Below are 26,079 nucleotides of genomic sequence, written 5' to 3'. Positions count from 1 at the left end.
GGGTCAGTCCTCAGCGGTTCAAGCGTTGCAGCAAGCGCGCGCGCAGGCTGCGCGCACGGGTGTCGTCCATCGGGGCCAGCACGCCACGCGCCACGTCCGGCACGTGCGCGGCGGTGCGCTCATCGGGTTCGAACACGTAGTGGCGAAACACGTCCTGCCAGATGGCGCGTTGTTCGGCGGGCAGGTCGCGGATGGTGAGCAGCGACAGCATCAGCGCGTTCATCGGCGAGTCCATGTAGGCCGGGCTTTGCCGCCACCAGAAATTGACCAGCACGTTGAAGCCTTCCAGCGCCTGGACGTGATGCCACCACATGCTGGGAATGAACAGCGCATCGCCCGGCTCCAGCTCGGCAACGCACGCGTGCTGCAGTGCCTGCGCATAGCGCGGAAAGCGCTGCAGGTCGGGCGCGGCGATATCCACCAGGCTGACCGGCTGGCCGGCCGGGGTCAGGTCCAGCGGGCCGATATACAGGTTGGCCAGCTGGTCCGGCGGAAACAGCGTGAAGCGGCGGCGCCCGGCCACCACGCAGGCCAGGTTGTCGGGCAGGTCCTGGTGGGCGGCGATACGGGTGCGGTTGCCGACCCAGATGCTGGCCAGCGGCTCGGCCTGCGGCAGCGCGATCGGATTGGCCGCGCGCAGGCCGGGCAGGTAGGTGTCCAGGGTGGTGGAGCCGACGTAGATCGCCGGCGGCTGTGCGTCGTGCAGGCCGCGCAGCAAGGTGTCCAGCACCACGCACAGCGGCACGCGCTCGGGGCGGAAATTGAAGCCGGTCATGTCCGCGTTGTAGAAGAAGCGCCCGCCGATCTCCGGCGGCCCGACCTGCGCCACCACTGCCTCGCCGCGATCGAATCCACGCAGGTAGGCGGCGGCGGCCTGTGCAGAGCTGGCGCCGGCGCGTGCCAGCGGCCAATCGCGCACCAGCCCGCGCAGCACCAGCGGCGTGGTCGAGCGCAGCAGGGCCGGGTCCAGCTGCTGCGGATCCAGGCCATGCCGTTCTTCGATGGCGCGCGGCTCAGCCGGCATGGCGGCGGTTGAGGCGTTCGAGCAGGTGACGGAACTGCGCAATCGAGGCCACTGCCATGTACAACGGTTCCAGATCGCCGTGGCGGTGCAGGTCCAGCAAGGCGGTATTGCCGAGCGTGCGCAGGCGCTCTTCATGCACGGTGTGCAGGCCGGCCAGTCGGCATTCCAGGCCGTTGTCCAGGGTGGCTTCGAACACGAACGGCTCCAGCAGTTCGTAACCCAGCAAGCGTTCGACAAACGCATCGCTGGCTGCCAGCCCATCGTGCAGCGTGCGCAGCAATTGGCTGATGTGATACAGAAAATCGGTGGTGCCGCCATGTTCGCGAAACAGCAGCTCGCCTTCATCGGTGCTGACGCGCGGGCTGTCCAGGTCCACGTGCACCATCGGCCCCTCCGGCTGCTGGCCGATCAGGAACGGTTGCCGCTGGATCGCCAGCGGGATGTATGGCGCGTCCCAGCGCGCACCGTCCAGGAACAGGTTTTCGCCCAGCCGCAGTCCCAGCAGCGCCAGCGGTTGAAAACGGCCGTTCTCGTTGCGATGGAACACGATCGGGTACTGGCCCTGCAGCTGGCGGAATTCCTGCGGGAAGGTGGCCGCCGACATCACGTCGTCGCCATAGGCGGCGCCACGGGCGGTGATCACGCGCAGATCGCGGTGATCGAGATTGTTCAACAACACGGCATTGGTCATGGGGGTCGCTATATCACGCGGGGGCGCGTGGCCCATGCTTGGACAATCCCCTTCGCACGGCAAGTGCCGGAGCATGCAGCTCCGGTCAGCACGCAGGAAGGTCGTAACCACGTCCCGGCAGCCAGGCTGCCGGGACGTGCGGTGCATTGCCTAGATCACCAGAACTTGTAGCGCAGGCCCAGCATGTAGCGCGGGCCGGTCTGGGTGGCATACACGATCTGGTTCGGGTGCCGGCCGTGCTGACGCTGCACCTCGTCGGTGAGGTTGATCGCCTCCAGGCTCAGCGACAGGTTCTCGTTCCACTGGTAGCCGATGCTCAGGTCCAGCTGGCCGTAGGCTTCGGTATAGACCGGATTGGGCTGGCCGCTGCCGTCGAAACGCGCGGCCAGGAATTCGTCGCGCCAGTTGTAGGCCGCACGCACCTGCCACTTGTCCTTGTCGTAGAAGCCGACCACGTTGGCCGAATCGCTCAGCCCTTCCAGCGCGAACTGCTCGCCGATCACGGCGTTGTTGTAGGTCAGCCCGGAGTCGACCATGGTGTAGTTGGCCGACACGCCAAAGCCGCTGGCGCCGAACATGTGCTGCAGGTTGAATTCCCAGCCGTCCAGCGAGGCCGAGCGCTGGTTGGCCGGCGCGGTGATGGCGAAGTTGGCCACCGGGTCGCCCGGCTGCCCGCTGATCACGCCGGTGGCATTGCCGTTGGCATCGTCCGCGCCACGCACCACACCCGGCGCACCGCCGCGGTTGCGGAAGATGTAGTTGCGGATGCAGGTCAGGTCGGCCGAGGCGCAGCCATTGCCCAGCGCCTCGTTCCAGTACGCACCGCCCACCGGGGTGTTCAGGCCCAGCGAGGTGTCGTTACGCGTGGTCACACCGATGTAGTTGTCGATGTTCTTGCGGAAGAAGCCCACCGAGGCGTAGCTGGCGTCGCTGTAATACCACTCCAGCGACAGGTCGATGTTGTGCGAGAGCAGCGGCTTCAGGCCGGGGTTGCCTTCCTGGCCGGTGCCGCCTTCCAGGCGTGCGATCTGGTTGAGCGTCTGCCCGCCCTGGATGTCGCCCCAGCCGGGACGGCCGATGGTTTCGCCATAGCTGCCGCGCAGCACCAGATCCTCGGTGAGCTTGAAGCTCAGGTCCAGGCTGGGCAGCCAGTATTCGTACTTGCCGCTGGCGCCGGAAAACGCCGAGTCGGCCAGGCGGATCGGCAACTCATTGTTGGCGACCCAGTCGATGCCCACTGCCACCGGCACCAGTGCCTGCGCGTCCACCTTGGTTTCTTCGTAACGCACGCCGGCGGCCAAGCTGATCGGCACGCGCAGATCGTCCCAGCTGTTGTTCCACTGCAGGTAGGCGTTCTTGGACTTTTCGGTGACGCGGCGGTCGGTGGTGAACACCGGCGAGATGCGGTACAGCGCGTCGTCGCCGGCGGCCTGCGCGGCGGCCTGGCGGGCACGTTCGAAGTCGAACAGGAACAACTGGTTGAACTGCGCGGGATTGCCGCTGCCGTCGATCGCATCGAAATACTGCGCAAACGAACTGGGAATCCACAGGTCGTCCGGATAATCGGCCGCGGTGCCGTTGCCGCCCCAGGTGTCGCGCTGCACGTTGGAAAATGCCGAACGGTTCTTGACCTCGGTGCTGCCAATGCCGAACTTCAACTGCGAATAGTTTTCGAAGGTGAAGTCGCCGTTGACCTGCGCCTGGTCGATCTCCGACTTCATGTAGCTGTTGCGGAACGCCGAGCCGGTGACCAGCGTGCGCGACGGGTCCAGCCCGGTCAGCCCGAAGCCCAGCTGCTGCTGCAACACCGGGAAATCCTTGCTGAAATCCACCACCGAGGTGCCGCGGTAGAACCCGGACACGCCCAGCGAGTTGCTCGACCCGTACGGGCTGTCCGCGCCGGCTTCGGCGGTGGAGCGGTGGATGTCGAAGTTGAGCTTGAACTGATCGTTCACCGCCCAATCCACGTTGAAGCCCAGCGACTTGTTCTGGTTACGCGTGGCCGCCTTGGAGCCGGCGGTGGCCAGATCGCTGGTGGCCGGGTCGACGATTTCCGAATAGGTGATCGGGCCGGCCACCGGGCCGTTGGTCCAGGCGCTGGCAGACGGGCCGTAGTTGAACCACACCGACATCTCGTTGCGCTGCTGCTGGATCTTGTTTTCCGAGTAGGTGTAATCCAGCGTGGTGGTGATGTTGTCCAGCGGCTTGTACTGCAGCACCAGCTGGCCGTTGGTGCGCTGGCGTTCGACCCCGACCACGCGGTAGTTGAGGTTCTGCGGCACCGAATAGATATCGTTGGGGCCAGGACGGTTGACGATGTTTTCCGAGCCCGCCGTGCCCGGCTGCGGAATGGTGCCGTAGGCGGTGGAATCGCCACGGAACGAGCGCCAGCCGTTGGGCACACCGACCTGGCTGTAGCCGAAGTCGCGTTCCTGGTAGCTGCCGCTCAGCGATACGCCGAAGCGCCCGTCCGCCGAGGTGTTGCTGAAGATGCCGGAGATTTCCGGCGTCAGCGAATCGCCTTGCAAACGCCCGGGCAGGTTCTCGTTGGACGCATCGTGCACGCCCTTCAGACCCACGTTGGCATGCATGCCGGGGTTGTCCAGCGGGCGGGCCGTCTTGATGTTGATGGTCGCGCCGATGCCGCCGGTAGGCGTGCTGGCACGGCTGGTCTTGAACACCTCGATGCCGGAGATCGACTCGGACGCCAGGTTGGCGAAGTCGAACGCACGCGAGTTGGAGGCATTGGATTCCTCGATGCTGGCGCCCGGCATCTGCCGGCCGTTCAACAGCACCAGGTTGAAGTCCGGGCCGACGCCGCGCACGGTGACGCGCGAGCCTTCGCCCAGCGAACGGTCGATCGACACACCGCTGATGCGCTGCAACGATTCGGCCAGATTGGTGTCGGGGAACTTGCCGATATCCTCGGCCACGATGCCGTCGACGATGCCTTGCGCATCGCGTTTGACGTTCATCGACGAGGTGAGGCTGCCACGGATACCGCTGACCTGGACGGTATCGAGGGTGGCGGGATCGGCCTGACTGGAGCCCGGGACGGTGGATGCCGATTGCGGCGCCGGCGCGGTCTGCGCGGCCAGCGGCGTCGACAATGCGAACAGCAGGGCAGACGTCAGGCGCCGCGTGCGCGGCAGGGTGCGTGTCTCTCTCACGGTGATTGCTTCCCCAAACAAAAGATAAGGCCGGCCCCGAGCGGGACAGGCAAAGGTCGATCGAACAATCGAGCATTTGTTAGCGCAGGCTTAACAAAGTCAATTTGCACTGCAGCATCGGCCGCAAGCCAATGGCGTCACACATCGTTCCAGCACGGGTACTGACGGTGCACGCGCGCCCAACAGCGGGGGCCGTACCATCGGCGTGGATGGCATGGTCCGCGCTTGGGATCGGTCATTTTGGGGCGGCCAATGTGTGCACTTCTCATGCGCTTGTTCCGTATGTGCTTGTTCCGTCCCGAAGGCGTCTCATTGCGACCGACAGGGCGGCACGCGTGCACCGGTGAACTGCCCTGGCTACAACGCGGTTGCCGACCTCGGACACGCGGCTGTGCACGCCGAGGAATTCGGCGTCGTCCCGTCGCGCATCACCCCTCATCTACCGGAGCACCCATGATCGATCTGTATTACTGGCCCACCCCCAACGGCCACAAAGTCACCCTGTTCCTGGAAGAAGCCGGGCTGGACTACACCATCAAGCCGGTGGACATCGGCAAGGGCGAGCAGTTCGAAGCGGCGTTCCTGCAGATTTCGCCCAACAACAAGATGCCGGCCATCGTCGACCATGCACCGGCCGATGGCGGCGCGCCGCAGAGCGTGTTCGAGTCCGGCGCGATCCTGCTGTACCTGGCCGAAAAGACCAGCCGCTTCCTGCCACGCGATGCGCGTGGGCGGATCGCCGCGCTGGAATGGCTGTTCTGGCAGATGGGCGGGTTGGGCCCGATGACCGGCCAGATGGGTCACTTCAACGTCTATGCCCCGGACAAGATTGCCTACGCGGTGGATCGCTACAACACCGAGGTGCGCCGCCTGCACGGCGTGCTGGACAAGCGCCTGGCCGAGCACGCCTTCCTGGCGGGCGAGGATTACAGCATCGCCGACATGGCCAGCTACCCGTGGCTGGAGGTCTATGCGGACATCCGCCCCGACTACGCCGCGTTCCCCCACCTGAAGCGCTGGCATGACGCCATCGCCGCGCGCCCGGCTACGCAGCGCGCCTATGCGCTGAAAGAGCAGGTGAACCCCAACGCCGGCAAGCCGCTCAGCGAGGAAGAGCGCAAGCATTTGTTCGGTAAGCGCTGAGGCGTAGGGCTGAGGCAGAGCGCGCAAGCATGGTGCTGAGGCGCCGTGCTGCTGCGGCTGAGCGCCGCAGAGGTTGCCTTGCATGGGGATGTCCTGGAGTGGAGCGCCGCGCGCAGTAGCGCGGTCAGACACCGCGCTATGCAGCGGTACCAATCGCAAGGCCAAGCTGCGCCCGACCCTCATCCGGCGCTACGCGCCACCTTCTCCCGGCGGGAGAAGGAAGCTAAGCCACTTTTTCTCCCGTTGGGAGAAGCGAGCCAGCGCCTCTCTCCCTCCCGCTGGGAGAAGCAAGCCAGAGCCCCTCTCCCCGCGGGAGAGGGGTTGGGGTGAGGGTACGGGTCCGCATCACAGTCGCAGGCGCCGGTCACCCGCGCCGCGTCAGGTCCGTGGTAGCCCGCCCGCATCGCACTTCGGCATCGAGCAGAAAGCACATACGCTGGCCTGTTCGCGACTCGGCCTCGACACCGCCGATCATCCCGCGTAGAGACCCATCGCCACGGACGCGCACGACCGCCACACTTCTCAAACACTGCACGCACCCGCATCCTGTGCGCAGTCTTCAGACAGGATCTTCAATGCGCGCCCCATCCGCCGACCTTGCCCTCATGCCGACTGTGCCGCCATCAGGCCAACGCGGCCGCTGCTCGGAATCGGCATGGACTCGTACACTGCGGTTCCTGCGCGCCGTCCACACCCGTCTGTTGACTGCCCGTTACGTGTTGTTAGCCGCTCTTATCACCATCCCCATGGCCCACGCCGAAAAACTCACCCTGGAGGCCATCACCGGCCCGTTGCCGCTGTCCGGCCTGACGCTGATGAAGCCCAAGGTGGCGCCCGATGGCTCGCGGGTGACCTTCCTGCGCGGCAAGGACAGTGACCGCAACCAGCTGGATCTGTGGGAATACGACATCGCCAGCGGCCAGACCCGCCTGATGGTCGATTCCAAGGTCGTGCTGCCCGGCACCGAGACCTTGAGCGATGCCGAAAAGGCCCGGCGCGAGCGCCAACGCATCGCCGCATTGACCGGCATTGTCGATTACCAATGGGCCCCGGATGCGCAGGCGTTGCTGTTCCCGCTCGGCGGCGAGCTGTATCTGTATGACCTGCGCAAGACCGGTGCGGCCGCGGTGCGCAAGCTCACCCATGGCGAAGGTTTCGCCACCGATGCCAAGCTCTCGCCCAAGGGCGGCTTCGTCAGCTTCGTGCGCGAGCGCAATCTGTGGGTGATCGACCTGGCCAGCGGCAAGCCATTGCAGCTCACCCACGACGGCAGCGACACCATCGGCAATGGCGTGGCCGAATTCGTCGCCGACGAAGAAATGGATCGCCACACCGGCTACTGGTGGGCACCGGACGATTCGGCCATTGCCTTCGCGCGTATCGACGAAGCGCAGGTGCCGGTGCAAAAACGCCCGGAGGTATATGCCGACCACACCGAAGTGATCAGCCAACGCTATCCGCAGGCCGGCCAGCCGAATGTGGCGGTGCAATTGGGCGTGATCGCGCCGCGCGCCAAGGCGGCTCCACGCTGGATCGACCTGGGCAAGAATCCGGATATCTATCTGGCACGGGTGGACTGGCGCGATGCGCAGCGGCTGACCTTCCAGCGCCAGTCGCGCGACCAGAAAACCCTCGAGCTGATCGAAACCACGCTGGCCAGTGGCGCGCAGCGCACGCTCATCACCGAGACCTCGCCCACCTGGGTCCCGCTGACCAACGACCTGCGTTTCCTCAAGGACGGTCGCTTTCTCTGGAACTCCGAACGCAGCGGGTACGAGCACCTCTACCTTGCCTCCGAAGACGGCCGCACGCTGACGCCGCTGACCTCCGGCGACTGGGTGGTGGATGCCTTGCTCGCCGTCGATGAACAAGCCGGCACGGTGTACTTTTCCGCCAGCAAAGAGTCGCCGACCCAGACCCAGATCTACGCGGTACCCCTGGCCGGCGGTGCGATCGAAAAGCGCTCCAGGACCAACGGTACGCACATAGCCACGTTCGCCAGCAATGCCAGCGTGTATGTCGACACCTGGTCCAACACCACCACGCCGCCGCAGATCGAACTGTTCCGGGCCAATGGCGAAAAAATCGCCACCTTGCTCACCAATGATCTTGCCGATCCGCAGCATCCGTATGCTCGCTACCGCGACGCGCAGCGCCCGGTGGAGTTCGGCACGCTGACTGCCGCCGACGGCAAGACGCCCTTGCAGTACCGCCTCACCAAGCCAGACCATTTCGATCCGGCCAAGCGCTACCCGGTCATCGTCTATGTCTACGGCGGCCCGGCCGCGCAGACCGTGCTCGATGCCTGGCCCGGCCGTGGCGATGCCTTGTTCGATCAATACCTGGCCCAGCGCGGTTACGTGGTGTTTTCGCTGGATAACCGCGGCACCCCACGGCGCGGGCGCGACTTCGGTGGCGCGCTGTACGGCAGGCAGGGCACCGTCGAGGTGGACGACCAGCTGCAAGGCGTGGCCTGGCTCAAGCGCCAGCCCTGGGTGGATGCCAGGCGGATCGGCGTGCAGGGCTGGTCCAACGGCGGCTACATGACCTTGATGCTGCTGGCCAAGCACAGCGACGCCTATGCCTGCGGCGTGGCCGGCGCACCGGTCACCGACTGGGGCCTGTACGACACCCATTACACCGAGCGCTACATGGACCTGCCGGCCGGCAATGCCGACGGATATCGCGACGCACGCATCGCCACCCATCTGGACGGCCTGCGCGCCAGGCTGCTGCTGATCCACGGCATGGCCGACGACAACGTGTTGTTCACCAACTCCACCGCGCTGATGAGCGAGTTGCAGCAACGCGGCACTGCGTTCGAGCTGATGACCTATCCCGGTGCGAAGCACAGTGTTTCAGGTGCCACTGCACTGCATCGTTACAAGACCGCCGAAGCGTTTTTGCAGCGCTGTTTGATGCCGGTGCACGACTAGGCGCGGCGCACAAAACGTCGCGAGCGGTTGTCAGCTCGGCGTGTGCGGCGTCCAGGAACCGGAGCGTCCGCGTGTTGCGCACCGACGTCGCGCGCCAACGCTGGACGGCGGGGCCGCGTGGAGGGCAGAGTGCAGGTGGATGCCACGCGCAGGCATGGCCGTCGGGGCCGATCAGCACTGGCGTCCGCAGCACTCAAGGCGACCCGATCGATGTGTTGCCATCCGCAGCATCGCTACGGTGCCCCGCCTGCCATGACCAAAGGCAGATTGCCGCGGTCGCTGCAGATGGGTAGGGTCGCGCTACTTAACTTGCGGATCCGCCTCATGAAGCCACTCGTTCTCGCCGTCGCGCTGGCGCTCGGTTCCTCGTTGCCGTTGCAGGCACAGACCAGCAAGGCAGCGCCGACCCAGCCGGCGAGCCCGGCCTGGGTCCAGACCAGCAACGGCTATGCGCAGATCCTGCTCAACGCGCAGGCGCCGTTCCAGCCCGAATACGCCAGCTTCTTCGGCGTGCCTGGCTACGACGATCAGGTTGTCGACCTGGGCCCGGACAACGCTGCGCGCTATCGCGATGCGATGCAAAAGGCGCGCGCCACGCTGCAGACCAAGCTGGCCACCGAGCGCGATGCCAACGTGCGCCAGGACCTGCAGATCATGATCGGCGCGGCCGCGCAGAACATCGAAGGCAGCGAGCTCAACGAGCGGTATCTGTTGCCCTGGAGCGACGCTCCTGAGGCGGTCTTCAGTGGCCTCAATGGCCTGCTGTCCGATCAGACCGTGCCCGAACGCCGCGCCAAGGCACTCGACCGCCTCAAGCGTTATGTCGGCCTGGTGCCGGGCAGCACGCCCACCACCACGCTGGCGCGCCAGCGCTACGAGGAAAAGCTGGGCAACACCGCACTGCTGCAGCCCACCCAGCGCGAAGTGGAGCAGGCGCTGGCCAATGTGGACACCTACGTCGCCGGTATCGGCGAGTTGTTCGTCAAGTACAAGATCGCCGGCGCCGACGAGGCGCTCAAGGCCATGTCCACCCAGCTCAAGGACTATGCCGCCTGGACCCGCAGCACGGTGCTGCCCAAGGCGCGCAAGGACACCCGCCTGCCCGAGCCGCTGTACGCCTTCCAGCTCAAGCAGGTCGGCATCGACATCGCCCCGCAGCAGTTGATCCAGCGCGCGCAGCTGGAATTCATGGAAACCCGCTCGGCCATGCGCCAGCTGGCGCCGCTGGTGGCCAAGGCCAAGGGCGTGCAGGGCGGCGATTATGTGCAGGTGATCCGTGCGCTCAAGGGCAACAAGATCGCCGACGACCAGCTGGAAACCCACTACCGCGGCGTGATCGACCAGATCGACCCGATCATCCGCCAGCAGCGCATCGTCGATGTGCCCAACCGCCCGATGCAGATGCGCCTGGGTAGCGCCGCCGAAAGCGCCGCGCAACCGGCCCCGCATTTCCTGCCGGCGCCGTTGATCGGCAACACCGGCCAGCAGGGCCAGTTCGTGCTGCCGCTGGGCAACCCGACCGCCGATGGCGCCAAGAAGGAGCAGTACGACGACTTCAACTTCGGCTCAGCGGCCTGGACGCTCAGCGCGCATGAAGGCCGCCCCGGCCACGAGCTGCAGTTCACCGCCATGGTCGAACGTGGCATCTCGCTGGCGCGCAGCCTGTTCGCCTTCAACTCGGTCAACGTCGAGGGCTGGGCGCTGTATGCCGAAGCCGAAATGGTGCCGTACGAACCGCTCGATGGTCAGCTGATCGCCCTGCAGTTCCGCCTGCTGCGCGCCGCCCGCGCCATGCTCGACCCGATGCTCAACCTGGGCCTGATCGACCGCGAACGCGCGCGCCAGGTGCTGGAAGACGACGTCGGCCTCTCACCGGCCATGACCCGGCAGGAACTGGACCGCTACACCGTCCGCGCGCCCGGCCAGGCCGGCAGTTACTTCTACGGCTACACCCGCATCCTGGAACTGCGCATGCGCACCGAACTGGCACTGGGCAAGAAGTTCGACCGCCTGGCCTTCAACAATTTCCTGCTCGACCAGGGCTTGTTGCCGCCCGACCAACTGGCCAAGGCGGTAGAGACACAGTTCATTCCCGCGCAGCAACGCAAGCGCTAAGCAGTAGGGCTGTGTAAAAAAACCTGGGGCGCGATGGAGCTGGAATCAGCCAACCATCGCGCCCCGTTGCATTAAACACTCTCGAATTCCGCGGGCCGCCTCAGCGCGTTGGAGGCGGCATCTCCGGCGCAGCGCGCTGCTGCGCCCCCGCAGGCACCCAGATCGCCATGCCAGCCGCGCGCTTCTGGGTGGTCGGGATGCCGATACCCAGCCCGCCACCGACGCGGCCGCCGTAGCTGCCGCCGCCCACCGACAGGCCGCCGCCAGAGCGCTCCGAGCCCACCCCGACGATGACCACGCCGTTGGCGCCGAGCTTGGCTGCTTCGCGCTTGAGGCGTTCCACGGCGGCATCGGTCTGGCCCTGGGTGCCGAAGCCAGCGGCGCTGGTGGATTCGAGCTGGGCGATCTCCACCGAGCCGACCGGGGCGTTGGAATACACCTGCACCTGCGCGGGGTCGATCGGCGCGCGGGCCTGGCCCAGCATCACCTTGGAACTGCTGGCGCAGCCGGCCAGCAGCAGGGCCAGCGTGGCGCCAATGACGATGTGCTTGTTCATGCAATAGCCCCCTGTTGACGACAGTGACAGCGATGATCCGGTGGCCGAACTGAAGAGTGGCTAACAACACGGCGCGGGCGGCCGTGGTGCGAGTGGTTCCGAAGTGCACCGGAGTTTGACGCACCCTAGCCACGCCCATGTGAGGCTGCCGCCAAGCCGCCATTGGTCAGGGTGACCACCCGCCCACGGCGTCTTGGCAGGCGCACCGTTAAGCTGCGCCTTTCTTCGACGGACGAGGTGGCACGTGGGACTGATCAGCCTGCTCTGGGGCATTGTGGCGCTGCTGTGGATGGTGCTGGCCTTCATCCCGCTGCTGGGGTGGGGCAACTGGTTCCTGATTCCGTTCGCGGCGGTCGGCGCCATCATCGCGGCGATCGCGCTGTTGTTCACCTCGGCAGGCAACCGTGGGCGGGCCAAGACCGGCCTGCTGCTCAACGGCCTGGTGATCGTGGTCGGGGTGATCCGCCTGAGCCTGGGCGGCGGGGTGATCTAAGCTCGTTGCAGCGCTGCGACAGTGCGTCGCAGCGCGTCTGCGGCAAGGCGGCGGGCGTAGACTTGTGGGCTGTCTCCAGGAGCCTTGTCATGGCCCATCCGCACTATCGCCCCCGCCGCATGCGCCACGATGCGTTTTCGCGTCGGTTGATGCGCGAAAACACGCTGACCACCGATGACCTGATCTGGCCGGTGTTCGTGCATGAGTTGCCGGGCCGCGCGCCGATCGCCTCGATGCCGGGCGTGGAGCGGCTGTCGCTGGACGAGTTGCTGCGCGAGGCAGAGAACGCCCTGGAACTGGGCATCCCGGTGATCGATCTGTTTCCGGTGATCGACCCGGCCGGCAAGAGCCTGGACGCGGCCGAAGCCTGGAACCCGGACGGCCTGGCGCAGCGCGCGGTACGTGCGCTCAAGTCGCGCTTCCCCGAGCTGGGCGTCATGACCGACGTGGCGCTGGACCCGTACACCACGCACGGGCAGGACGGCATCATCGATCACAAAGGCTATGTGCTCAACGAGATCACCGTGGAGGCGCTGGTCAGGCAATCGCTGTCGCATGCGCAGGCCGGTGTGGACATCATTTCGCCCTCGGACATGATGGACGGCCGCATCGGTGCGATCCGCCGTGCGCTGGATGCCGATGCGCATCTCAACGTGCGCATCATGGCGTATTCGGCCAAGTACGCCTCGGCGTTCTATGGCCCGTTCCGCGATGCGGTGGGCAGCGCCGGCAATCTGGGCAAGGCCGACAAGACCACCTACCAGATGGACCCGGCCAACGGCGACGAAGCGCTGCGCGAGATCGCGCTGGATCTGGAAGAGGGCGCGGACATGGTGATGGTCAAGCCGGGCATGCCGTATCTGGATGTGGTGCGCCGGGTGAAGGACGAATTCCGCGTGCCGACCTTCGCGTATCAGGTCAGCGGCGAGTACGCCATGCTCAAGGCGGCGGCGGCCAACGGCTGGCTGGACGAGCGCAAGTGCGTGCTGGAAGCGCTGATGGCCTTCAAGCGCGCCGGTGCCGATGGCGTGCTGACCTACTTCGCCCCGCAAGTGGCGCGTTGGTTGCGCGAAGACGCACGCTGACCCGCACGGCGCGGCTGCGCCACGGCGACGCAGCCGCACGCGCTGAATGCGCGACTGACAGAGCCGTGGGTGGAGCCGAGTGCGGGAGTAAACCCCGCGCAGGAAGAGGCTAAAGCGCGCCGGTTCCAGTCACCCATCCGCGGCGAGCGGCCGCGCGGATGGGTTGAGTGCACTCGACCCGCAACGACATCATGGTTCGATGAGCGGCACGTTCCGAACGTTTTGCGGTGCGACCGAGTCGGTTCCCTGCGGTGTCCAACCCGCACGCACCGGGATGCACTGCGGCGTGACCAATGCCGTTTCAAACAGCATCCAGGTGCCACGAAAGTCACTGCGATGACTGCGATCACTGCATCTGGAGCATGGCGATTCGGTGCGTCGTGTTCAGATGCAGCACGACCCGTTCCAGATCGCTCCAGGCGCTGTGCAGACACTTCCTGCCACGCCGGTAACGCCATGCGGATCGCGCTGTGTTGCCGATTTGGCCACATGCGATCGATCACCGCGTCGCACGCCGCATGCTGCACGGTCGTCGATCGAGAGCATCCAGCAGTCCCACGTGCGGCTGATGACGGTTGGACCACATGCGCCGCCGTGGCGCCGAGTCACCCATGCGGCGGCGCATGCGAGACGCATTCTCATCTACAATGCCGGGCCGTCACTGATCTTCTGCCGTCTTGATCAAAACGCTGCTGTTCCAGCTGCACTGGTTGCTCGGCATCACGGCCGGTCTGGTGCTGTCGGTGATGGGGCTGACCGGCGCCTCGATGTCCTTCGAGAACGAACTTGTTCGGCTGGCCAATCCGCCCCTCGTGCAGCTGGCCCAGCGGCACGCGGCAGGCGAGCGTGCGTTGCCGGTGGATGTGCTGCTGCAGCGGCTGGATCTGGCACCGACCACGTCCGGGCCGCCGCCGGTCACCCGGATGCTGATCGACCCCACCGGTGAGCGGCCCTCCAATGCGCGGCTCGCCGCCAAGGGCAGTGCACGTGTGTATTTCGACCCGTATACCGGTGAGCGGGTGGCGGCGCCGCGGCTGAGCAGTACGTTTGCCTTCCTTGAGGATCTGCACCGCCATCTGGCGGCGGGCAAACGCGGCCAGGCAGTGACTGGCGCCTGCACGCTGATCCTGCTGTTTTTCTGCGCATCCGGGCTCTATCTGCGCTGGCCACGCCGGTGGTGGAGCCTGCGCACCTGGTGGGTGGTGGAGTGGCGCCGGCAGGGCCGCAGTTTTCTGTGGAGCCTGCACGCGGTGTTCGGCACCTGGTGCCTGCTGGTGTATCTGCTCATCGCGTTGACCGGCCTGACCTGGTCCTATCCCTGGTACCGCGACGGCATGGCGGCCGTGCTCGGTGGCGAGCCCGCGGCGCGCGACGACCGGCGCGACCGGCGTCCGGCAATGGTGAATTTTGCGCGCGTGCAACGCACCCTGGATGGCATCCCGGCAACGCATCACGCCGCGCTGGATCTGCGTATTCCAGCGCGTGCCGGGCAGGCCTTGAATGTGCGGTTTCTGCCCGATCACGCGGATCACGACCGCGCCTTGAACGCCCTGGACCTCGATGCCGCCAGCGGTGCCGTGCTGCGCCGGCAGGACTACGCGGCAAGGCCGCGCGGGCAGCAGTTGATGGTCAGCATGTTTGCGCTGCATTCGGGCAGTTTCTTCGGCTTGCCGGGGCGCATCGTGGTGATGCTGGCCAGCCTGGGCATGTCGGTGTTCTTCGTCAGCGGCTGGATGCTGTATCTGGACCGGCGCGGCAAGAAGCGCGCGTTGCGCGCCGCCCGGGTGATGCTGCAAAGCGCCCCGCCGGCGTCGCAGGTCGAACCATGGTTGATTGCGTTCGCCAGCCAGAGCGGCTTTGCCGAGCGGCTGGCCTGGCAGGCGGCCGGGCATCTGCAGGCCGCCGGCCTGCCCGTGCAGGTGCGCCCGCTGGCACAGGTGGATGCGCAGCACCTGCAGGGCACGCGGCACGCCCTGCTGGTGATCAGCACCTTCGGCGATGGCGAGCCGCCGGATGCAGCACGCGTGGTCGAGCGTGAGCTGCTGCGCCAGCAGATCGCCTTGCCGCAGCTGGCCTATGCGGTGCTGGCACTGGGCGACCGCCAGTACGCGCAGTTTTGCGGGTTCTCGCGGCGTGTCGAACAGTGGCTGGACGCGCAGGGCGCCCGCGCGCTGTTTGCAACGGTGGAAATGGACAACGCCGATCCGCAGGCGCTGGCGCAATGGCATGCGCAGCTGGAGCAGATTGCCGGCGCACCGGTGGCCGCCGCGACCCTGGCGCGGCCACGCCTGAGTTCTTGGACATTGCTGGCGCGCGCCCATCTCAATCCGGGTAGCGAAGGCGCGCCGATCTGGCGCATCGACCTGCAGCCACCGCCCGAGGCGCACTGGCAGGCCGGCGACATTCTCGAAGTGCAGCCCGCGCATGCCGACTCTCAGGTGCGGGCCTGCCTGGCCGCATGGCGCCTGCCGCCCGAGGCGCTGGTGCATGTCGATGCGCAGTTGCTGCCGCTCCATCAGGCCGCCGCCGAGCGTGTGCTGCCGCAGGCGCCCGCCACGCCGCCAGCGCAGCATCCGGATCCACAGGCCTGGCTGGATGCCTGCGACTGCTTGCCCACCCGCGACTATTCGCTGGCCAGCGTGCCGGCCGATGGCGCGGCGAGCGCGGTGGTCCGGCTGACCACGCGCAGCGACGGCAGCCCCGGCCTGGGCTCGGGCTGGCTGATCTGCCACGCGCCCGTCGGCACGCCCCTGCGTGCACGTCTGCGCACCAACCCGGGCTTCCATCGCGTCGAGGCGGCACCCATGGTGTTGATCGGCAACGGCACCGGCATCGCCGGGCTGCGCGCGTTGTTGCGCGAGGCCGAACTGGCCGGCGTGCATGGGCACTGGCTGTTGTTCGGCGAGCGGCAGGCCGCGCACGACCAGTTGTTCGCCGATGAGCTGCAGGCCTGGCAGGCCAGTGGGCATCTGCAGCAGCTGGACCAGGTGTTCTCGCGCGACCAGCCGCAAAAACACTATGTGCAGCATCGGCTGCACGACAACGGCGAGGCGCTACGGCACTGGATCGATCGCGGTGCGGTGATCCATGTCTGCGGCAGCCTGGACAGCATGGCGCGTGCGGTGGACGCCACGCTGCGCGAACTCCTCGGCGAGGCACGCGTGGAATCACTGACCGCCGCCGGCCGTTACCGGCGCGATGTGTATTGAGCCAGGGTGGTTGCCGACTGCCTGCGTGAGGCAGCGCGCTGCGCACGATGGCTGGATGGGGCCACGGCATCGTGCGATGCGGCGATCAGCACGACGGTGCGAGATCGTGTGCCGCGATGATGCGGCCTCGCCGGGAGTGGTCCTACGTTTCAGCCACCCTGCGCGGCGCCGGCACAAGATCGTGCGTTGATCCGGCGATGAAGCCTCCACGCGCGCCACCGTGGCGCGCGCTCAGCGGCAGCTGGTATCGCCGTCCACCGACGGCGCCTTCATCCGGTACAGATCCAGTTGCCCTGCGCGTGGCGCGCGGGCACTGCCGGTGACCAGGAGTTCGCCCGGTTTGGCGGCGTCCACCACTGCACCAAAGGTGCGCTCCTGCGGGCCATTGAACGACAGCGGCACTGGCTGACCGTGAGCGTAGTGCCCGTCCTTGCAGACAGCCAGCAGGAGCTGGCTGGGGCCTGCACTCTTCCCGCGCGTCCACACCAGCCCACGCCCGTCGCCGAGCCAGGCCGCATCCAGCTCGTCGGCCGGCGTACTGATGTCGCCCAGCGGTGCCGGTGCGGAGAATGCGTGCCCATCCCAGCGCGCCACGAATACATCCAGGCCACCGGCGCCGCCGTGGCCATCGCTGGCAAACAGCAGGCGCGTGCCATCCAGCGACAGGCTGGGCGCATGCTCGTCGCCGCGGCTGTTGATCGCGGCACCCAGCGATTGCACCGCACCGAGCTTGCCTTGCGCATCCACCGGCACCCGGTACAGATCGCTGCCACCGGCGCCGCCAGGCCGCGCCGAGGCAAACAGCAGCCAGCGTCCATCGGCACTGAACAGCGGCGAGGTATCGTCCTGGGCGCTGTTGATCGGCAGCGCTTGCGCATCCTGCCAGCGCCCACCGCGCAGCTGTGCCTGCCACAGGTCCCAGCCGCCGGCGCCACCGGCGCGGTCGCTGGCCCAGACGATGCGCTGCCCGTCCGGGCTGAGCGTGGCGTGCGCCTCGTTGGCCGGCGTGGACACCACGCCCATGCCTTCGATCCCGAATTCAGCAAGCCCCGAAGCAGACGGGACGCAGAGTAAACTCGCCGCCAGCGCGAGCAGTGTCCATCGATAGTGCATGCGGTGTTCCTGCCTCATCTTGCGCACAGTCTAGTCAACCAGAGAGCGTTTCATGCCCGTATCCCGTTATGCCGTGTTCGGCCACCCCGTCGCCCATTCGCTGTCGCCGGCCATCCATGCCGACTTCGGGAAGCAGACCGGCATCGCGCTGGACTACACCGCCATCGACGCACCGCCGGAAGAGTTCACCGCCGCGCTGGAGCGCTTTGCCGATGAAGGCGGCAAGGGCGCCAACGTCACCCTGCCGCTGAAGGAAGCGGCCTGCGCGCTGGCCGGCAGCCTGAGCGATCGCGCGCGCCTGGCCGGAGCGGTCAATACGCTGGTGCGGAACGATGGCCAATGGCAGGGCGACAACACCGACGGCGTCGGCCTGGTACGCGATCTCACCGATCGCCATGGCCTGGATCTGCGCGGTCGCCGCGTCCTGCTGCTGGGCGCCGGTGGCGCCGCCCGCGGTGTGGCTCCGGCGCTGCTGGATGCCGGCATCACTGAAATGGTGGTGGTGAACCGCTCGCCCGAGCGTGCCGACGCGTTGTGCGATGCGCTGGGCGAACCCGGGCGCGTGGTGTCGCGTTACATCGAAGACCTGCGGGATCTGGGCGACTTCGAGTTGATCGTCAACGCCACTGCTGCGGGCCGCGACCGTGATGCCGGCGCGTTCGCGCTGCCGCTGGGCCTGGTCAACAGCCTCACCGCGGCGGTTGACCTCAACTATGGCCCCACCGCCATCGCCTTCCTGGCCTGGGCGCGCGCGGCGCAATGCCGCTACGCCATCGATGGCCTGGGCATGCTGGTGGAGCAGGCCGCGGAAAGTTTCTCGCTGTGGCATGGCGTGCGCCCGCAGACCGACCCGGTCTACGCCGCGCTGCGCGCGCGCGAGGCGGTGCTGGTCAGCGCCGACTGAGCCGGCGGCGATGAACGTCACCGAGATCCTGCTCAGCCTGATCACCAGCCTGCTGTCGCGCGCACCGATGCTGATCGCGCTGTTGCTGGGCCTGGTGCTGCTGTGGCGTGCGCAGCGCGGGCGCCTGCGTAGCGCTGCACTGGCCGCGCTGTGGGTGCTGCTGGGCTGCGTGCTGGCCGAGGTCGCCCTGCAGGCAATTCCGATGCTGCTGCTGCAGCAGGGCAACGTGCGCCAGATCAGCCTGGTCATGGGCATCGGCCGCTTCGTGCTGACCGCCGTGCAGGGCGTGGGGGTCGGGGTGCTGGTGTGGACCCTGGCGCGCAGCCTGCAACGACTGCCGCCGGCAGCCGGGCCGCGCGCATGATCCCGATCAAGCCGCTGGCGCTCGTGCTGATTGGCCTGCTCTGCGCAGGGCAAGGCGGTTGGACACTGCTGCACCCGCAGGCACTGGCCGCCGTCAACCGCGGCGGCCTGCTATACGAACGCTTCGGCCCGGCCGGCGTGGGCGTCGGCATGCTGGTGATGGGTGTGGTGACCTTGCTGATCGGTAGCGTGTGGGCGCGCTACGCCTGGCCGCGCCGCAGGGCGCGCGGCTGACCGGACACGTGGTCTTCGGCCGTCGCCTGCCCGGCCGCTGATCTCGCTCGCACGGCGCAGCACTGGTTCTTTGCTGCGTTGCCCGCACCCAGCCGCCGCCCGGCCACGCCGCCGCTGTCCTGGTGTACCGGACAAACACGTTCAGCTGCCCAACCGGCCGGTCGCAGGCGTTGCGCCGGTCCGTGCGAAAATAGCGCCATGACTGAAGTTGCCCCACCGGCTGCGCCGTCCGCGCCCGTTCCCACCCAGCGTGTTCTGACCGACCCGATTAAGGCCGGCATCCGCGACGCCTACGCCAAGCTGCAGGCCAATACACCCGGCTTTGCCACGCGGCGTGCGCAGAGCCAGATGATCGGCCTGGTCTCGCGGGCACTGGCCACCTCCGGCGGCATCGGCATCGCCGAGGCGCCCACTGGCGTGGGCAAGAGCCTGGGTTATCTCACCGCCGGCGTGCCGATCGCGCTGGCCACCAAGAAGAAGTTGGTCATCAGCACCGGCACCGTGGCGCTGCAGTCGCAGCTGGTGGAACGCGATATCCCGGCCTTCCTCAAGGCCACCGGGCTGGAGGCCACCGTGGCGCTGGCCAAGGGCCGCACCCGCTACCTGTGCACCCGCAACGCCGCCGAGCTGGAAGGCGATACCAACCAGAACGCCATGTTCGAAGACGAGCAGGCGCTCTACGACCGCCCGCTCAGCCCGGTCGATGCCGATCTGGCAAAGCGGCTGGCCAAGGCCTATGCCGCGCGCACCTGGAACGGCGACCTGGACGACGCGCCCGAGCAGGTCTCGGTGCCGCTGCGCATGCGCATCACCACGCCGGCCTCCGGCTGCGCGGGCCGCCGTTGCAGTTATGCCGCGCAGTGCCCGGTGCTCAAGGCGCGTACCGACGTGCGCGAAGCGCAGATCGTGGTCACCAACCACGCCTTGCTGCTGTCCTCCTTGTCGCTGGGCGATGCCGAAAACGGCCAGCCCTTGATCGCGCCACCGTCGGACATGCTGCTGGTGCTCGACGAAGGCCATCACATCGCCGGTGTGGCCATCGACCAGGGCGCAGCCAATCTGCCGCTGGACGAGATGGCCAAGCGCACCGGCCGCATGCAGATTCTCATCGCCGCCGCGTACCGCGCAGTGGACAAGGACAGGATCGGCAACCTGCTGCCCAACGAGGCCATCGAGGTGGCTGCGCGCGTGTCCAAACTGCTCAAGGCCTTCCATGCCGAAGTCGAGCGCGTGTGGAAGCCCGAGCCCGGCGAGCGCGATCCGTTGTGGCGCGCGGCCAACGGCAAGCTGCCGCCGCAATGGGGCCCGGCCATCGAAGAACTCGGCGAAGACACCCGCGCGCTGTTCAACTGGGTGCACGCTGCGCACAGCGCGGTGGCCAAGGGCAAGCAGGACGATGCGGCGCGCGAGCGGCTGCAGCGCAATCTGGGCCTGGCCCTGGAGACGGCCGAGCAGCAACACAATCTGTGGAGCGGCTGGCGACGCGAAGACAAGGAAGGCCAGCCACCGATGGCACGCTGGATCACCCTTTCGCGCGACGGCGACCTGATCTGCCATTGCTCGCCGGTCTCGGCTGCGCAGGTGCTGCGCACGATGATCTGGAACGAGGTGGATTCGGTGGTGATGACCTCGGCCACGCTCACCGGCGGCGGCGATTTCCAATCCTTCGCCATCGACAACGGCCTGCCCGAGCACGCCGAAATGGCCTCACTGGCCTCGCCGTTCGACCTGCCCAATCAGGCCGAGTTGATCGTGCCCAATTTCCCGGTCACGCCCGACGACCGCGAAGGCCACCCCAAGGAAGTGGCCAAGTATCTGGTGCGCGAACTGGACTGGACCGCCAAGGGCAGCATCGTGTTGTTCACCTCGCGCTGGAAGATGGAAAAGGTCGCCGACCTGATGCCGCTGGCGCAACGCAACCGCGTGCTGGTGCAGGGCGAGGGCAACAAGTCGCAGCTGATCACCGAACACCTGCGCCGCATCGCGGCAGGCGAGGGCTCGGTGCTGTTCGGCTTGAACTCGTTCGGCGAAGGGTTGGATCTGCCCGGCGAAGCCTGCACCACGGTGGTCATCACCCAGGTGCCGTTCGCCGTGCCCACCGACCCGCAAACCTCCACCTTGAGCGAATGGCTGGAAAGTCGCGGCCATAACGCCTTCAACCTGATCGCCATCCCGCATGCCTTACGCACGCTCACGCAGTTTGCCGGCCGCTTGATTCGTAGCTCCAACGACCATGGCCGCGTGATCATCCTCGACTCGCGCCTGCTTACCCGTCGCTACGGCAAACGCATCATCGATGCCTTGCCGCCTTTCAAGCGGGTGATCGGCTAAGCCAGCGCAACGAGGTGTTTCTGCTGCGGATAGGTCGCTATGACGGCATTTCGTTATGCGACCCAGTGTGCTTTACAGCACTCATTTTGCTTGGACGACAGGTTTTCCGGAATGGAGATCGCGAGTAAATTTTGTTCCTTTCTGGTTTATGGTCAGACCAGTAGGTATCACGAATTTCCACGCTTATCCGAGAGACCTGTGGTGCTCCAGGGTGAGGTAGTTATCGAACGCGTTCCAGCATCGGGGGTTGCGTGCTCATGAAGACCGTGGTGATGGCGTTGCTGCTGTTGTGGCAGGTGGCACTACCGGGGCAGGGTGTTGCCACAGATAGCAAAGCGCTGCAATCAGGGCATCAGTCCATGAATGCGTCCTACCGTGAACAGCTGTTAGCCCTGGCCGACGCCGATCAGAAGATCCGTGAACAGATTCGTGGCGCAGTCACGCCGCAGCAATTGCAGGCCAATCAGGGCGCGGCGAAGGAGGTGGCAATGCGTCTGGTCGCGTCGCAACGGGAAAACCAGGTGGCGCTGTCCGCCTTGATGGACAAATTCGGCTTTCCCGATATTGCCTCGGTCGGTCAGGACGGCGCACATGCGGGGTTTTTGGTTGCGCAACACTCCACTGATCGCGAGTTCCGCGATGCCTTCCTGCAGAAGATGCAGGCCGCATCAGAGCGTGGGTCCTACAGCACTGCCGACCTTGCGTTGTTTGTGGATCGGAACCTCGTCATGTCGGGCAAACCACAGCGCTACGGTACGCAACGCAAGGCCGACGGCAGCTTGTTCGAGTTGGAGGATCCTGCCCAGCTGCGGCAACGCAGGACAGAGGCGGGTCTGCCTGACGAGTAGAGCGGCACCGGGGGGCACTGGTCCGAATACGCTGCCATGGTCGCTGGGTGGCGCAGTGGGAGTACGCCTGCATTCGTGTGGAATCGGCAGCCTGTGTCCTGTCCCCTTGCGTGAGTGCGTGGACCCCCGCTATCGGCCAGACGACGGGTCGGCGCAATGCATGCTGTATCTGCTTGGCTCATGCAGCATGACGGCCGGAGCGGGGACGGTGCGGCAGCGTTCCGACAGGATGATTGAACGAGACCAGGTGCGTTCTGATCCACTGGATGTTAGATAGCGCGGACGCACTTGCACGCCGTGCACCACAACGCTCCACGGATTGTCTGTTCTTTTGCGTTGCACTATTTTTGTTGCTGTTGCCGTGTGAGCAGATTCGGCGTGACGCTGCTGCTTAGGGCGCCTCAGCGAGATATTGCTACGATCTGCAACAGACGGTCACCCTTTAACGCGATGTGTATCACGCAACGCAGTCATCATCATGTTCGCCTATCGAAGCGATCAGAACTAATGACTTCTCACGCTTCGGTCTGCTGGCCATGATTCAGCTCCCTCAACACGAGCTGACGCCATGCGCCCTGGATCCCTCATGGTGCTAGCCCTGCTAGCCCCCACGCTGATCGCACCGCCGGTCTTCGCCCAATCCGTCCTGACCCGCGACAACGGCGCCAAGGTTGGCGACAACCAGAACTCGCAGACCGCCGGTGCCAACGGCCCGATCCTGTTGCAGGACGTGCAGCTGATCCAGAAGCTGCAGCGCTTCGACCGCGAGCGCATCCCCGAGCGCGTGGTGCATGCGCGCGGTACCGGCGTCAAAGGCGAGTTCACCGCCACCGCCGATCTGTCCAACCTGACCAAGGCCAAGGTGTTCAGCGCCGGCGAGAAGACGCCGGTGTTCGTGCGCTTCTCCTCGGTGGTGCACGGCAATCATTCGCCGGAGACGCTGCGCGACCCGCATGGCTTCGCCACCAAGTTCTACACCAGCGAAGGCAACTGGGACCTGGTGGGCAACAACTTCCCCACCTTCTTCATCCGCGATGCGATCAAGTTCCCCGACATGGTCCACGCGTTCAAGCCGGATCCGCGCACCAACCTGGACGATGATTCGCGTCGCTTCGATTTCTTCTCGCACGTGCCCGAAGGCACCCGCACCCTGACCCTGCTGTATTCCAATGAAGGGACGCCGGCCGGCTACCGTTTCATGGACGGCAATGGTGTGCACGCCTACAAGCTGGTCAACGCGCAGGGCGAAGTGCATTACGTCAAGTTCCACTGGAAGACGCTGCAGGGCATCAAGAACCTCGATCCCAAGCAGGTCGCTGCGGTGCAGGCCAAGGACTACAGCCACCTGACCAACGATCTGGTCGGTGCGATCAAGAAGGGCGATTACCCCAAGTGGGACCTGTACGTGCAGGTGCTCAAGCCGGAAGACCTGGCCAAGTTCGATTTCGACCCGCTCGATGCCACCAAGATCTGGCCGGACGTGCCGGAGCAGAAGGTCGGCCAGATGGTGTTGAACAAGAACGTCGACAACTTCTTCCAGGAGACCGAGCAGGTGGCGATGGCGCCGGCCAACCTGGTGCCCGGTATCGAGCCGTCTGAAGATCGTCTGCTGCAGGGCCGTATCTTTTCCTACGCCGACACCCAGCTGTACCGCATCGGTGCCAACGGCCTGAGCCTGCCGGTCAACCGTCCGCGTGTGGCGGTCAACAACGGCAACCAGGATGGCCAGGGCAATATCGGTCAGACCACCAGCGGCGTGAACTACGAGCCGAGCCGTCTGGAGCCGCGTCCGCAGGAGACCGCCGCGCGTTACAGCGAATTGCCGCTGTCGGGTACGACCCAGCAGGCCAAGATCACCCGCGAACAGAACTTCAAGCAGGCCGGCGAGTTGTATCGCTCCTACAGCAAGAAGGACCGTGCGGACCTGGTGCAGAGCTTTGGCGAGTCGCTGGCCAACACCGATACCGAGAGCAAGCACATCATCCTGTCGTTCCTGTACAAGGCAGACCCCGAGTACGGCACCGGCGTCGCCCGCGTTGCCAAAGGCGACCTGGCCCGCGTCAAGCAGCTGGCCTCCAGCCTGCAGGACTGATCCACCCCGACGGCATCGCGGCCACGCCGCGGTGCCGTCCCCGTTTTCAGGAGAGCGATATGCGCACTCTGATGTTGGTTCTGCTGAGCGCGGTGTGCGCGCCGGCCCTCGCTGCCTCGCCGTCGGCGCCTGCCGCCGCGTCCACCTCGGCGGCCGCCAATCCCAAACAGGTCAAGCTGCAGCTGCGCGAGTACTTCTTCGATGCCGCGCGCGAAGGCCGGCAGGACATGCTGGCCGAGTTCATCCGCTCGCATTACGACCTCAACACCCGCGACGAAAAGGGCTATACCGCCCTGATCCTTGCTGCCTACCACGGCCAACGCCCGGCAGTGGAACAGTTGCTCAGCGCCGGTGCCGACCCCTGCGCGCAGGACAAGCGTGGCAACACCGCGCTGATGGGCGCCATCTTCAAGGGTGAACTGGGCATCGCCAAGCGCCTGATGCAGGCCGATTGTGCGCCGGACCAACGCAACAACGCCGGCCAGACAGCGGCGATGTACGCAGCATTGTTCCAGCGCACCGACGTGCTCAAGGACCTGGCCGCCAAGGGCGCCGACCTCAGCCTCAAGGATGGCCAGGGCAACGATGTGACCAAGCTGCAACGCGGCGAGTTCGCCACGGCACCGGCGCGCTGAGCGCAGCGATCGCGCGTCTCACCACGCGCTGCGTGCCTCGTCAGTGGCTCGCTCGCCGGGGCGTCGGCCACACTTCGCGCATCGATCCACTAGCGCTGCGCTCAGGCTGGGCGCAGCAGGTGCCTGCAACCTTGAGCAGGGTTCTGCTGCGCAGCGATGCACGGCGTCACTTCGCATCCGCGAACGGGTGGCCACGCTCCGACCTGAAGCGACCGGCACATCCTTGGACCGCCTGGTCAGTGGCCAGGCGCGCCGCGGACCGCCGTAAGCCGTCTTGCTCCCGGCAGGGCCTACCTGCGCAATGACCGCATCACGGACGCCCCGCATGACGCGATCGCCATGCCTCTGATCCGGTGCGCGGCAGGGCGCAGGCAACTGCTGCGACCGCCGCACGCACGGCAACGGGGGCCCGTATTGAAGAGACGTTTGCGGGAAATAAGACGCGGCGAGGTGGAGCCGTGCATCGCATCCAACGGATTCACCGAGCCCCCGCACAGCGCAGCCCGCAGCGTCCCAGCGCCCGGCAGGCACGTGGGCACCAGCGGCGCTGGCAGGGCATCGGCAGACCGCACACGCCACTCCACCAGGATGGCCGTCCCATGCCGCGTCACGCGAACGGTCGGTGCGCATCGCGATTGTGCAGCGCAGCATCGCGATTTTGTCCCTGTCGGTTTTCCGCCACACCTGCGTTGGAACTCTGGCGAATGTGGTGGTTGAACCGGCGCGGCGTCAGGAGATTTCCGACGCGCAAAGCCTTGCGCGCCAAGGCTTTGACATAAAACTGAGCGCGCGCTGACCCGCTTGGGATTTGCTTGGAAAAAGCGCAGAAAACAGTTCAAGAACGGGCCGGGAACGCCGATGCTTCAGCCATCGCAGCTTGGAACCCCCGCCATGAAGATCGATCCCTCCCTCCCTTTCCTGATGTCGCTGTTGGCCATGGTGCTGTGCACCGCCACCGCCGTCGTCGCCCTGGTGTTTGGCCAGATCCACGTTCTGGCGACCTCATGGAGCTTCTATGCGGTGATGGGCACGGCCCTGATCACGCTGGCGGCCTCGTACCACGCCCTCGGCAAGCCGCTGAGCGCCGAAGAGCGTGTGGGTTTCCGCAACCCGTAATTCCATCTGTGTCCTGTGTAG

20 protein-coding genes and 2 other RNA genes are annotated in these 26,079 nt (G+C 66.3%); 16 read left to right on the top strand and 6 right to left on the bottom strand.

Features of this window, described 5'->3' with window-relative positions:
* Positions 1–10: 10 nt before the first annotated feature.
* The 3 genes from RZV17_RS18880 to RZV17_RS18870 form a co-directional block, all read right to left on the bottom strand.
* Positions 11–1,024, bottom strand: coding sequence for a cupin-like domain-containing protein (locus RZV17_RS18880; protein WP_184375641.1), 1,014 nt, complete (start codon positions 1,022–1,024; stop codon positions 11–13).
* Positions 1,014–1,715, bottom strand: a complete 702-nt coding sequence (locus RZV17_RS18875) for a SapC family protein (RefSeq protein ID WP_039406367.1) — start codon at positions 1,713–1,715, stop codon at positions 1,014–1,016. Before RZV17_RS18875 ends, RZV17_RS18880 begins: the two co-directional genes overlap by 11 nt.
* 155 nt (positions 1,716–1,870) lie before the next feature.
* On the bottom strand, positions 1,871–4,885 hold the full coding sequence (locus RZV17_RS18870) for a TonB-dependent receptor (RefSeq protein WP_047692944.1): 3,015 nt from the start codon (positions 4,883–4,885) through the stop codon (positions 1,871–1,873).
* A gap of 453 nt (positions 4,886–5,338) precedes the next feature.
* On the opposite strand from RZV17_RS18870, the gene RZV17_RS18865 reads away from it, so the two are divergent.
* The 3 genes from RZV17_RS18865 (at position 5,339) to RZV17_RS18855 (ending at position 8,964) form a co-directional block, all read left to right on the top strand.
* Positions 5,339–6,028: a glutathione binding-like protein gene (locus RZV17_RS18865; RefSeq protein WP_123137643.1), complete on the top strand. Its 690-nt coding sequence runs from the start codon at positions 5,339–5,341 to the stop codon at positions 6,026–6,028.
* A 655-nt stretch (positions 6,029–6,683) separates the two neighbouring features.
* A non-coding RNA gene (locus tag RZV17_RS18860) (sX9 sRNA) lies at positions 6,684–6,756 on the top strand.
* Between the two features lie 18 nt (positions 6,757–6,774).
* Positions 6,775–8,964: a S9 family peptidase gene (locus tag RZV17_RS18855; protein WP_355605669.1), complete on the top strand. Its 2,190-nt coding sequence runs from the start codon at positions 6,775–6,777 to the stop codon at positions 8,962–8,964.
* 4 nt (positions 8,965–8,968) lie between these two features.
* On the opposite strand, the gene RZV17_RS18850 is transcribed toward RZV17_RS18855, so the two are convergent.
* Positions 8,969–9,044: non-coding RNA, sX9 sRNA (locus tag RZV17_RS18850), on the bottom strand.
* 244 nt (positions 9,045–9,288) lie between these two features.
* Between RZV17_RS18850 and RZV17_RS18845 the strand changes: the two genes are divergently transcribed.
* On the top strand, positions 9,289–11,079 hold the full coding sequence (locus RZV17_RS18845) for a DUF885 domain-containing protein (RefSeq protein ID WP_355605666.1): 1,791 nt from the start codon (positions 9,289–9,291) through the stop codon (positions 11,077–11,079).
* Between the two features lie 100 nt (positions 11,080–11,179).
* Here RZV17_RS18845 and RZV17_RS18840 read toward each other — a convergent pair whose 3' ends face one another.
* Entirely contained in the window at positions 11,180–11,635 is a 456-nt protein-coding gene (locus RZV17_RS18840; protein WP_166750739.1) for a hypothetical protein, read from the bottom strand.
* Between the two features lie 250 nt (positions 11,636–11,885).
* On the opposite strand from RZV17_RS18840, the gene RZV17_RS18835 reads away from it, so the two are divergent.
* From RZV17_RS18835 to RZV17_RS18825, 3 genes are all read left to right on the top strand, one after another.
* Positions 11,886–12,128 carry a hypothetical protein gene (locus tag RZV17_RS18835; RefSeq protein ID WP_179456633.1) on the top strand — a complete coding sequence of 81 codons (243 nt, stop codon included), beginning with the start codon at positions 11,886–11,888 and terminating at the stop codon, positions 12,126–12,128.
* A gap of 89 nt (positions 12,129–12,217) precedes the next feature.
* Positions 12,218–13,213: a porphobilinogen synthase gene (hemB, locus tag RZV17_RS18830; RefSeq protein ID WP_166778441.1), complete on the top strand. Its 996-nt coding sequence runs from the start codon at positions 12,218–12,220 to the stop codon at positions 13,211–13,213.
* 677 nt (positions 13,214–13,890) lie between these two features.
* Positions 13,891–16,422, top strand: coding sequence for a sulfite reductase flavoprotein subunit alpha (locus RZV17_RS18825; RefSeq protein WP_355605661.1), 2,532 nt, complete (start codon positions 13,891–13,893; stop codon positions 16,420–16,422).
* Between the two features lie 231 nt (positions 16,423–16,653).
* Here the strand turns inward: RZV17_RS18825 and RZV17_RS18820 are convergent, their stop codons facing one another.
* Complete coding sequence (locus RZV17_RS18820) at positions 16,654–17,535, bottom strand: TolB-like protein (RefSeq protein WP_355605658.1); 882 nt, start codon at positions 17,533–17,535, stop codon at positions 16,654–16,656.
* Positions 17,536–17,587: 52 nt separating this feature from the next.
* On the opposite strand from RZV17_RS18820, the gene aroE reads away from it, so the two are divergent.
* The 9 genes from aroE to RZV17_RS18775 all read left to right on the top strand — a co-directional run bounded on the left by aroE (position 17,588) and on the right by RZV17_RS18775 (position 26,058).
* Positions 17,588–18,439, top strand: coding sequence for a shikimate dehydrogenase (aroE, locus tag RZV17_RS18815; protein WP_039406341.1), 852 nt, complete (start codon positions 17,588–17,590; stop codon positions 18,437–18,439).
* A gap of 10 nt (positions 18,440–18,449) precedes the next feature.
* Complete coding sequence (locus RZV17_RS18810; RefSeq protein WP_355605653.1) at positions 18,450–18,803, top strand: hypothetical protein; 354 nt, start codon at positions 18,450–18,452, stop codon at positions 18,801–18,803.
* On the top strand, positions 18,800–19,036 hold the full coding sequence (locus tag RZV17_RS18805; RefSeq protein WP_039406336.1) for a hypothetical protein: 237 nt from the start codon (positions 18,800–18,802) through the stop codon (positions 19,034–19,036). Before RZV17_RS18810 ends, RZV17_RS18805 begins: the two co-directional genes overlap by 4 nt.
* A gap of 198 nt (positions 19,037–19,234) precedes the next feature.
* Positions 19,235–21,367, top strand: a complete 2,133-nt coding sequence (gene dinG / locus RZV17_RS18800) for an ATP-dependent DNA helicase DinG (RefSeq protein ID WP_355605649.1) — start codon at positions 19,235–19,237, stop codon at positions 21,365–21,367.
* A 257-nt stretch (positions 21,368–21,624) separates the two neighbouring features.
* Complete coding sequence (locus RZV17_RS18795) at positions 21,625–22,215, top strand: DUF6624 domain-containing protein (protein WP_355605646.1); 591 nt, start codon at positions 21,625–21,627, stop codon at positions 22,213–22,215.
* Between the two features lie 586 nt (positions 22,216–22,801).
* Positions 22,802–24,307 carry a catalase KatB gene (katB, locus tag RZV17_RS18790; RefSeq protein WP_355605643.1) on the top strand — a complete coding sequence of 502 codons (1,506 nt, stop codon included), beginning with the start codon at positions 22,802–22,804 and terminating at the stop codon, positions 24,305–24,307.
* 59 nt (positions 24,308–24,366) lie between these two features.
* The gene (locus tag RZV17_RS18785) at positions 24,367–24,942 is read left to right on the top strand and encodes an ankyrin repeat domain-containing protein (protein WP_355605640.1); all 576 of its coding nucleotides are present in this window, start codon (positions 24,367–24,369) and stop codon (positions 24,940–24,942) included.
* 622 nt (positions 24,943–25,564) lie between these two features.
* Entirely contained in the window at positions 25,565–25,738 is a 174-nt protein-coding gene (locus RZV17_RS18780) for a hypothetical protein (RefSeq protein ID WP_355605637.1), read from the top strand.
* Between the two features lie 95 nt (positions 25,739–25,833).
* Positions 25,834–26,058, top strand: a complete 225-nt coding sequence (locus RZV17_RS18775) for a hypothetical protein (protein ID WP_047692873.1) — start codon at positions 25,834–25,836, stop codon at positions 26,056–26,058.
* Positions 26,059–26,079 lie beyond the last annotated feature (21 nt).

The organism is Xanthomonas cannabis, assembly GCF_040616535.1.
Lineage (GTDB): Bacteria > Pseudomonadota > Gammaproteobacteria > Xanthomonadales > Xanthomonadaceae > Xanthomonas > Xanthomonas cannabis.
This window is presented reverse-complemented; position numbering and strand designations above follow the sequence as displayed.

Coding starts and splice junctions, on each gene's coding strand:
- RZV17_RS18880 (WP_184375641.1), bottom strand. CDS start 1,024: ATGCCGGCTGAGCCGCGCGCCATCGAAGAACGGCATGGCCTGGATCCG.
- RZV17_RS18875 (WP_039406367.1), bottom strand. CDS start 1,715: ATGACCAATGCCGTGTTGTTGAACAATCTCGATCACCGCGATCTGCGC.
- RZV17_RS18865 (WP_123137643.1), top strand. CDS start 5,339: ATGATCGATCTGTATTACTGGCCCACCCCCAACGGCCACAAAGTCACC.
- RZV17_RS18855 (WP_355605669.1), top strand. CDS start 6,775: ATGGCCCACGCCGAAAAACTCACCCTGGAGGCCATCACCGGCCCGTTG.
- RZV17_RS18845 (WP_355605666.1), top strand. CDS start 9,289: ATGAAGCCACTCGTTCTCGCCGTCGCGCTGGCGCTCGGTTCCTCGTTG.
- RZV17_RS18840 (WP_166750739.1), bottom strand. CDS start 11,635: ATGAACAAGCACATCGTCATTGGCGCCACGCTGGCCCTGCTGCTGGCC.
- hemB (WP_166778441.1), top strand. CDS start 12,218: ATGGCCCATCCGCACTATCGCCCCCGCCGCATGCGCCACGATGCGTTT.
- RZV17_RS18820 (WP_355605658.1), bottom strand. CDS start 17,535: ATGCACTATCGATGGACACTGCTCGCGCTGGCGGCGAGTTTACTCTGC.
- aroE (WP_039406341.1), top strand. CDS start 17,588: ATGCCCGTATCCCGTTATGCCGTGTTCGGCCACCCCGTCGCCCATTCG.
- RZV17_RS18810 (WP_355605653.1), top strand. CDS start 18,450: ATGAACGTCACCGAGATCCTGCTCAGCCTGATCACCAGCCTGCTGTCG.
- RZV17_RS18805 (WP_039406336.1), top strand. CDS start 18,800: ATGATCCCGATCAAGCCGCTGGCGCTCGTGCTGATTGGCCTGCTCTGC.
- dinG (WP_355605649.1), top strand. CDS start 19,235: ATGACTGAAGTTGCCCCACCGGCTGCGCCGTCCGCGCCCGTTCCCACC.
- RZV17_RS18795 (WP_355605646.1), top strand. CDS start 21,625: ATGAAGACCGTGGTGATGGCGTTGCTGCTGTTGTGGCAGGTGGCACTA.
- katB (WP_355605643.1), top strand. CDS start 22,802: ATGGTGCTAGCCCTGCTAGCCCCCACGCTGATCGCACCGCCGGTCTTC.
- RZV17_RS18785 (WP_355605640.1), top strand. CDS start 24,367: ATGCGCACTCTGATGTTGGTTCTGCTGAGCGCGGTGTGCGCGCCGGCC.
- RZV17_RS18775 (WP_047692873.1), top strand. CDS start 25,834: ATGAAGATCGATCCCTCCCTCCCTTTCCTGATGTCGCTGTTGGCCATG.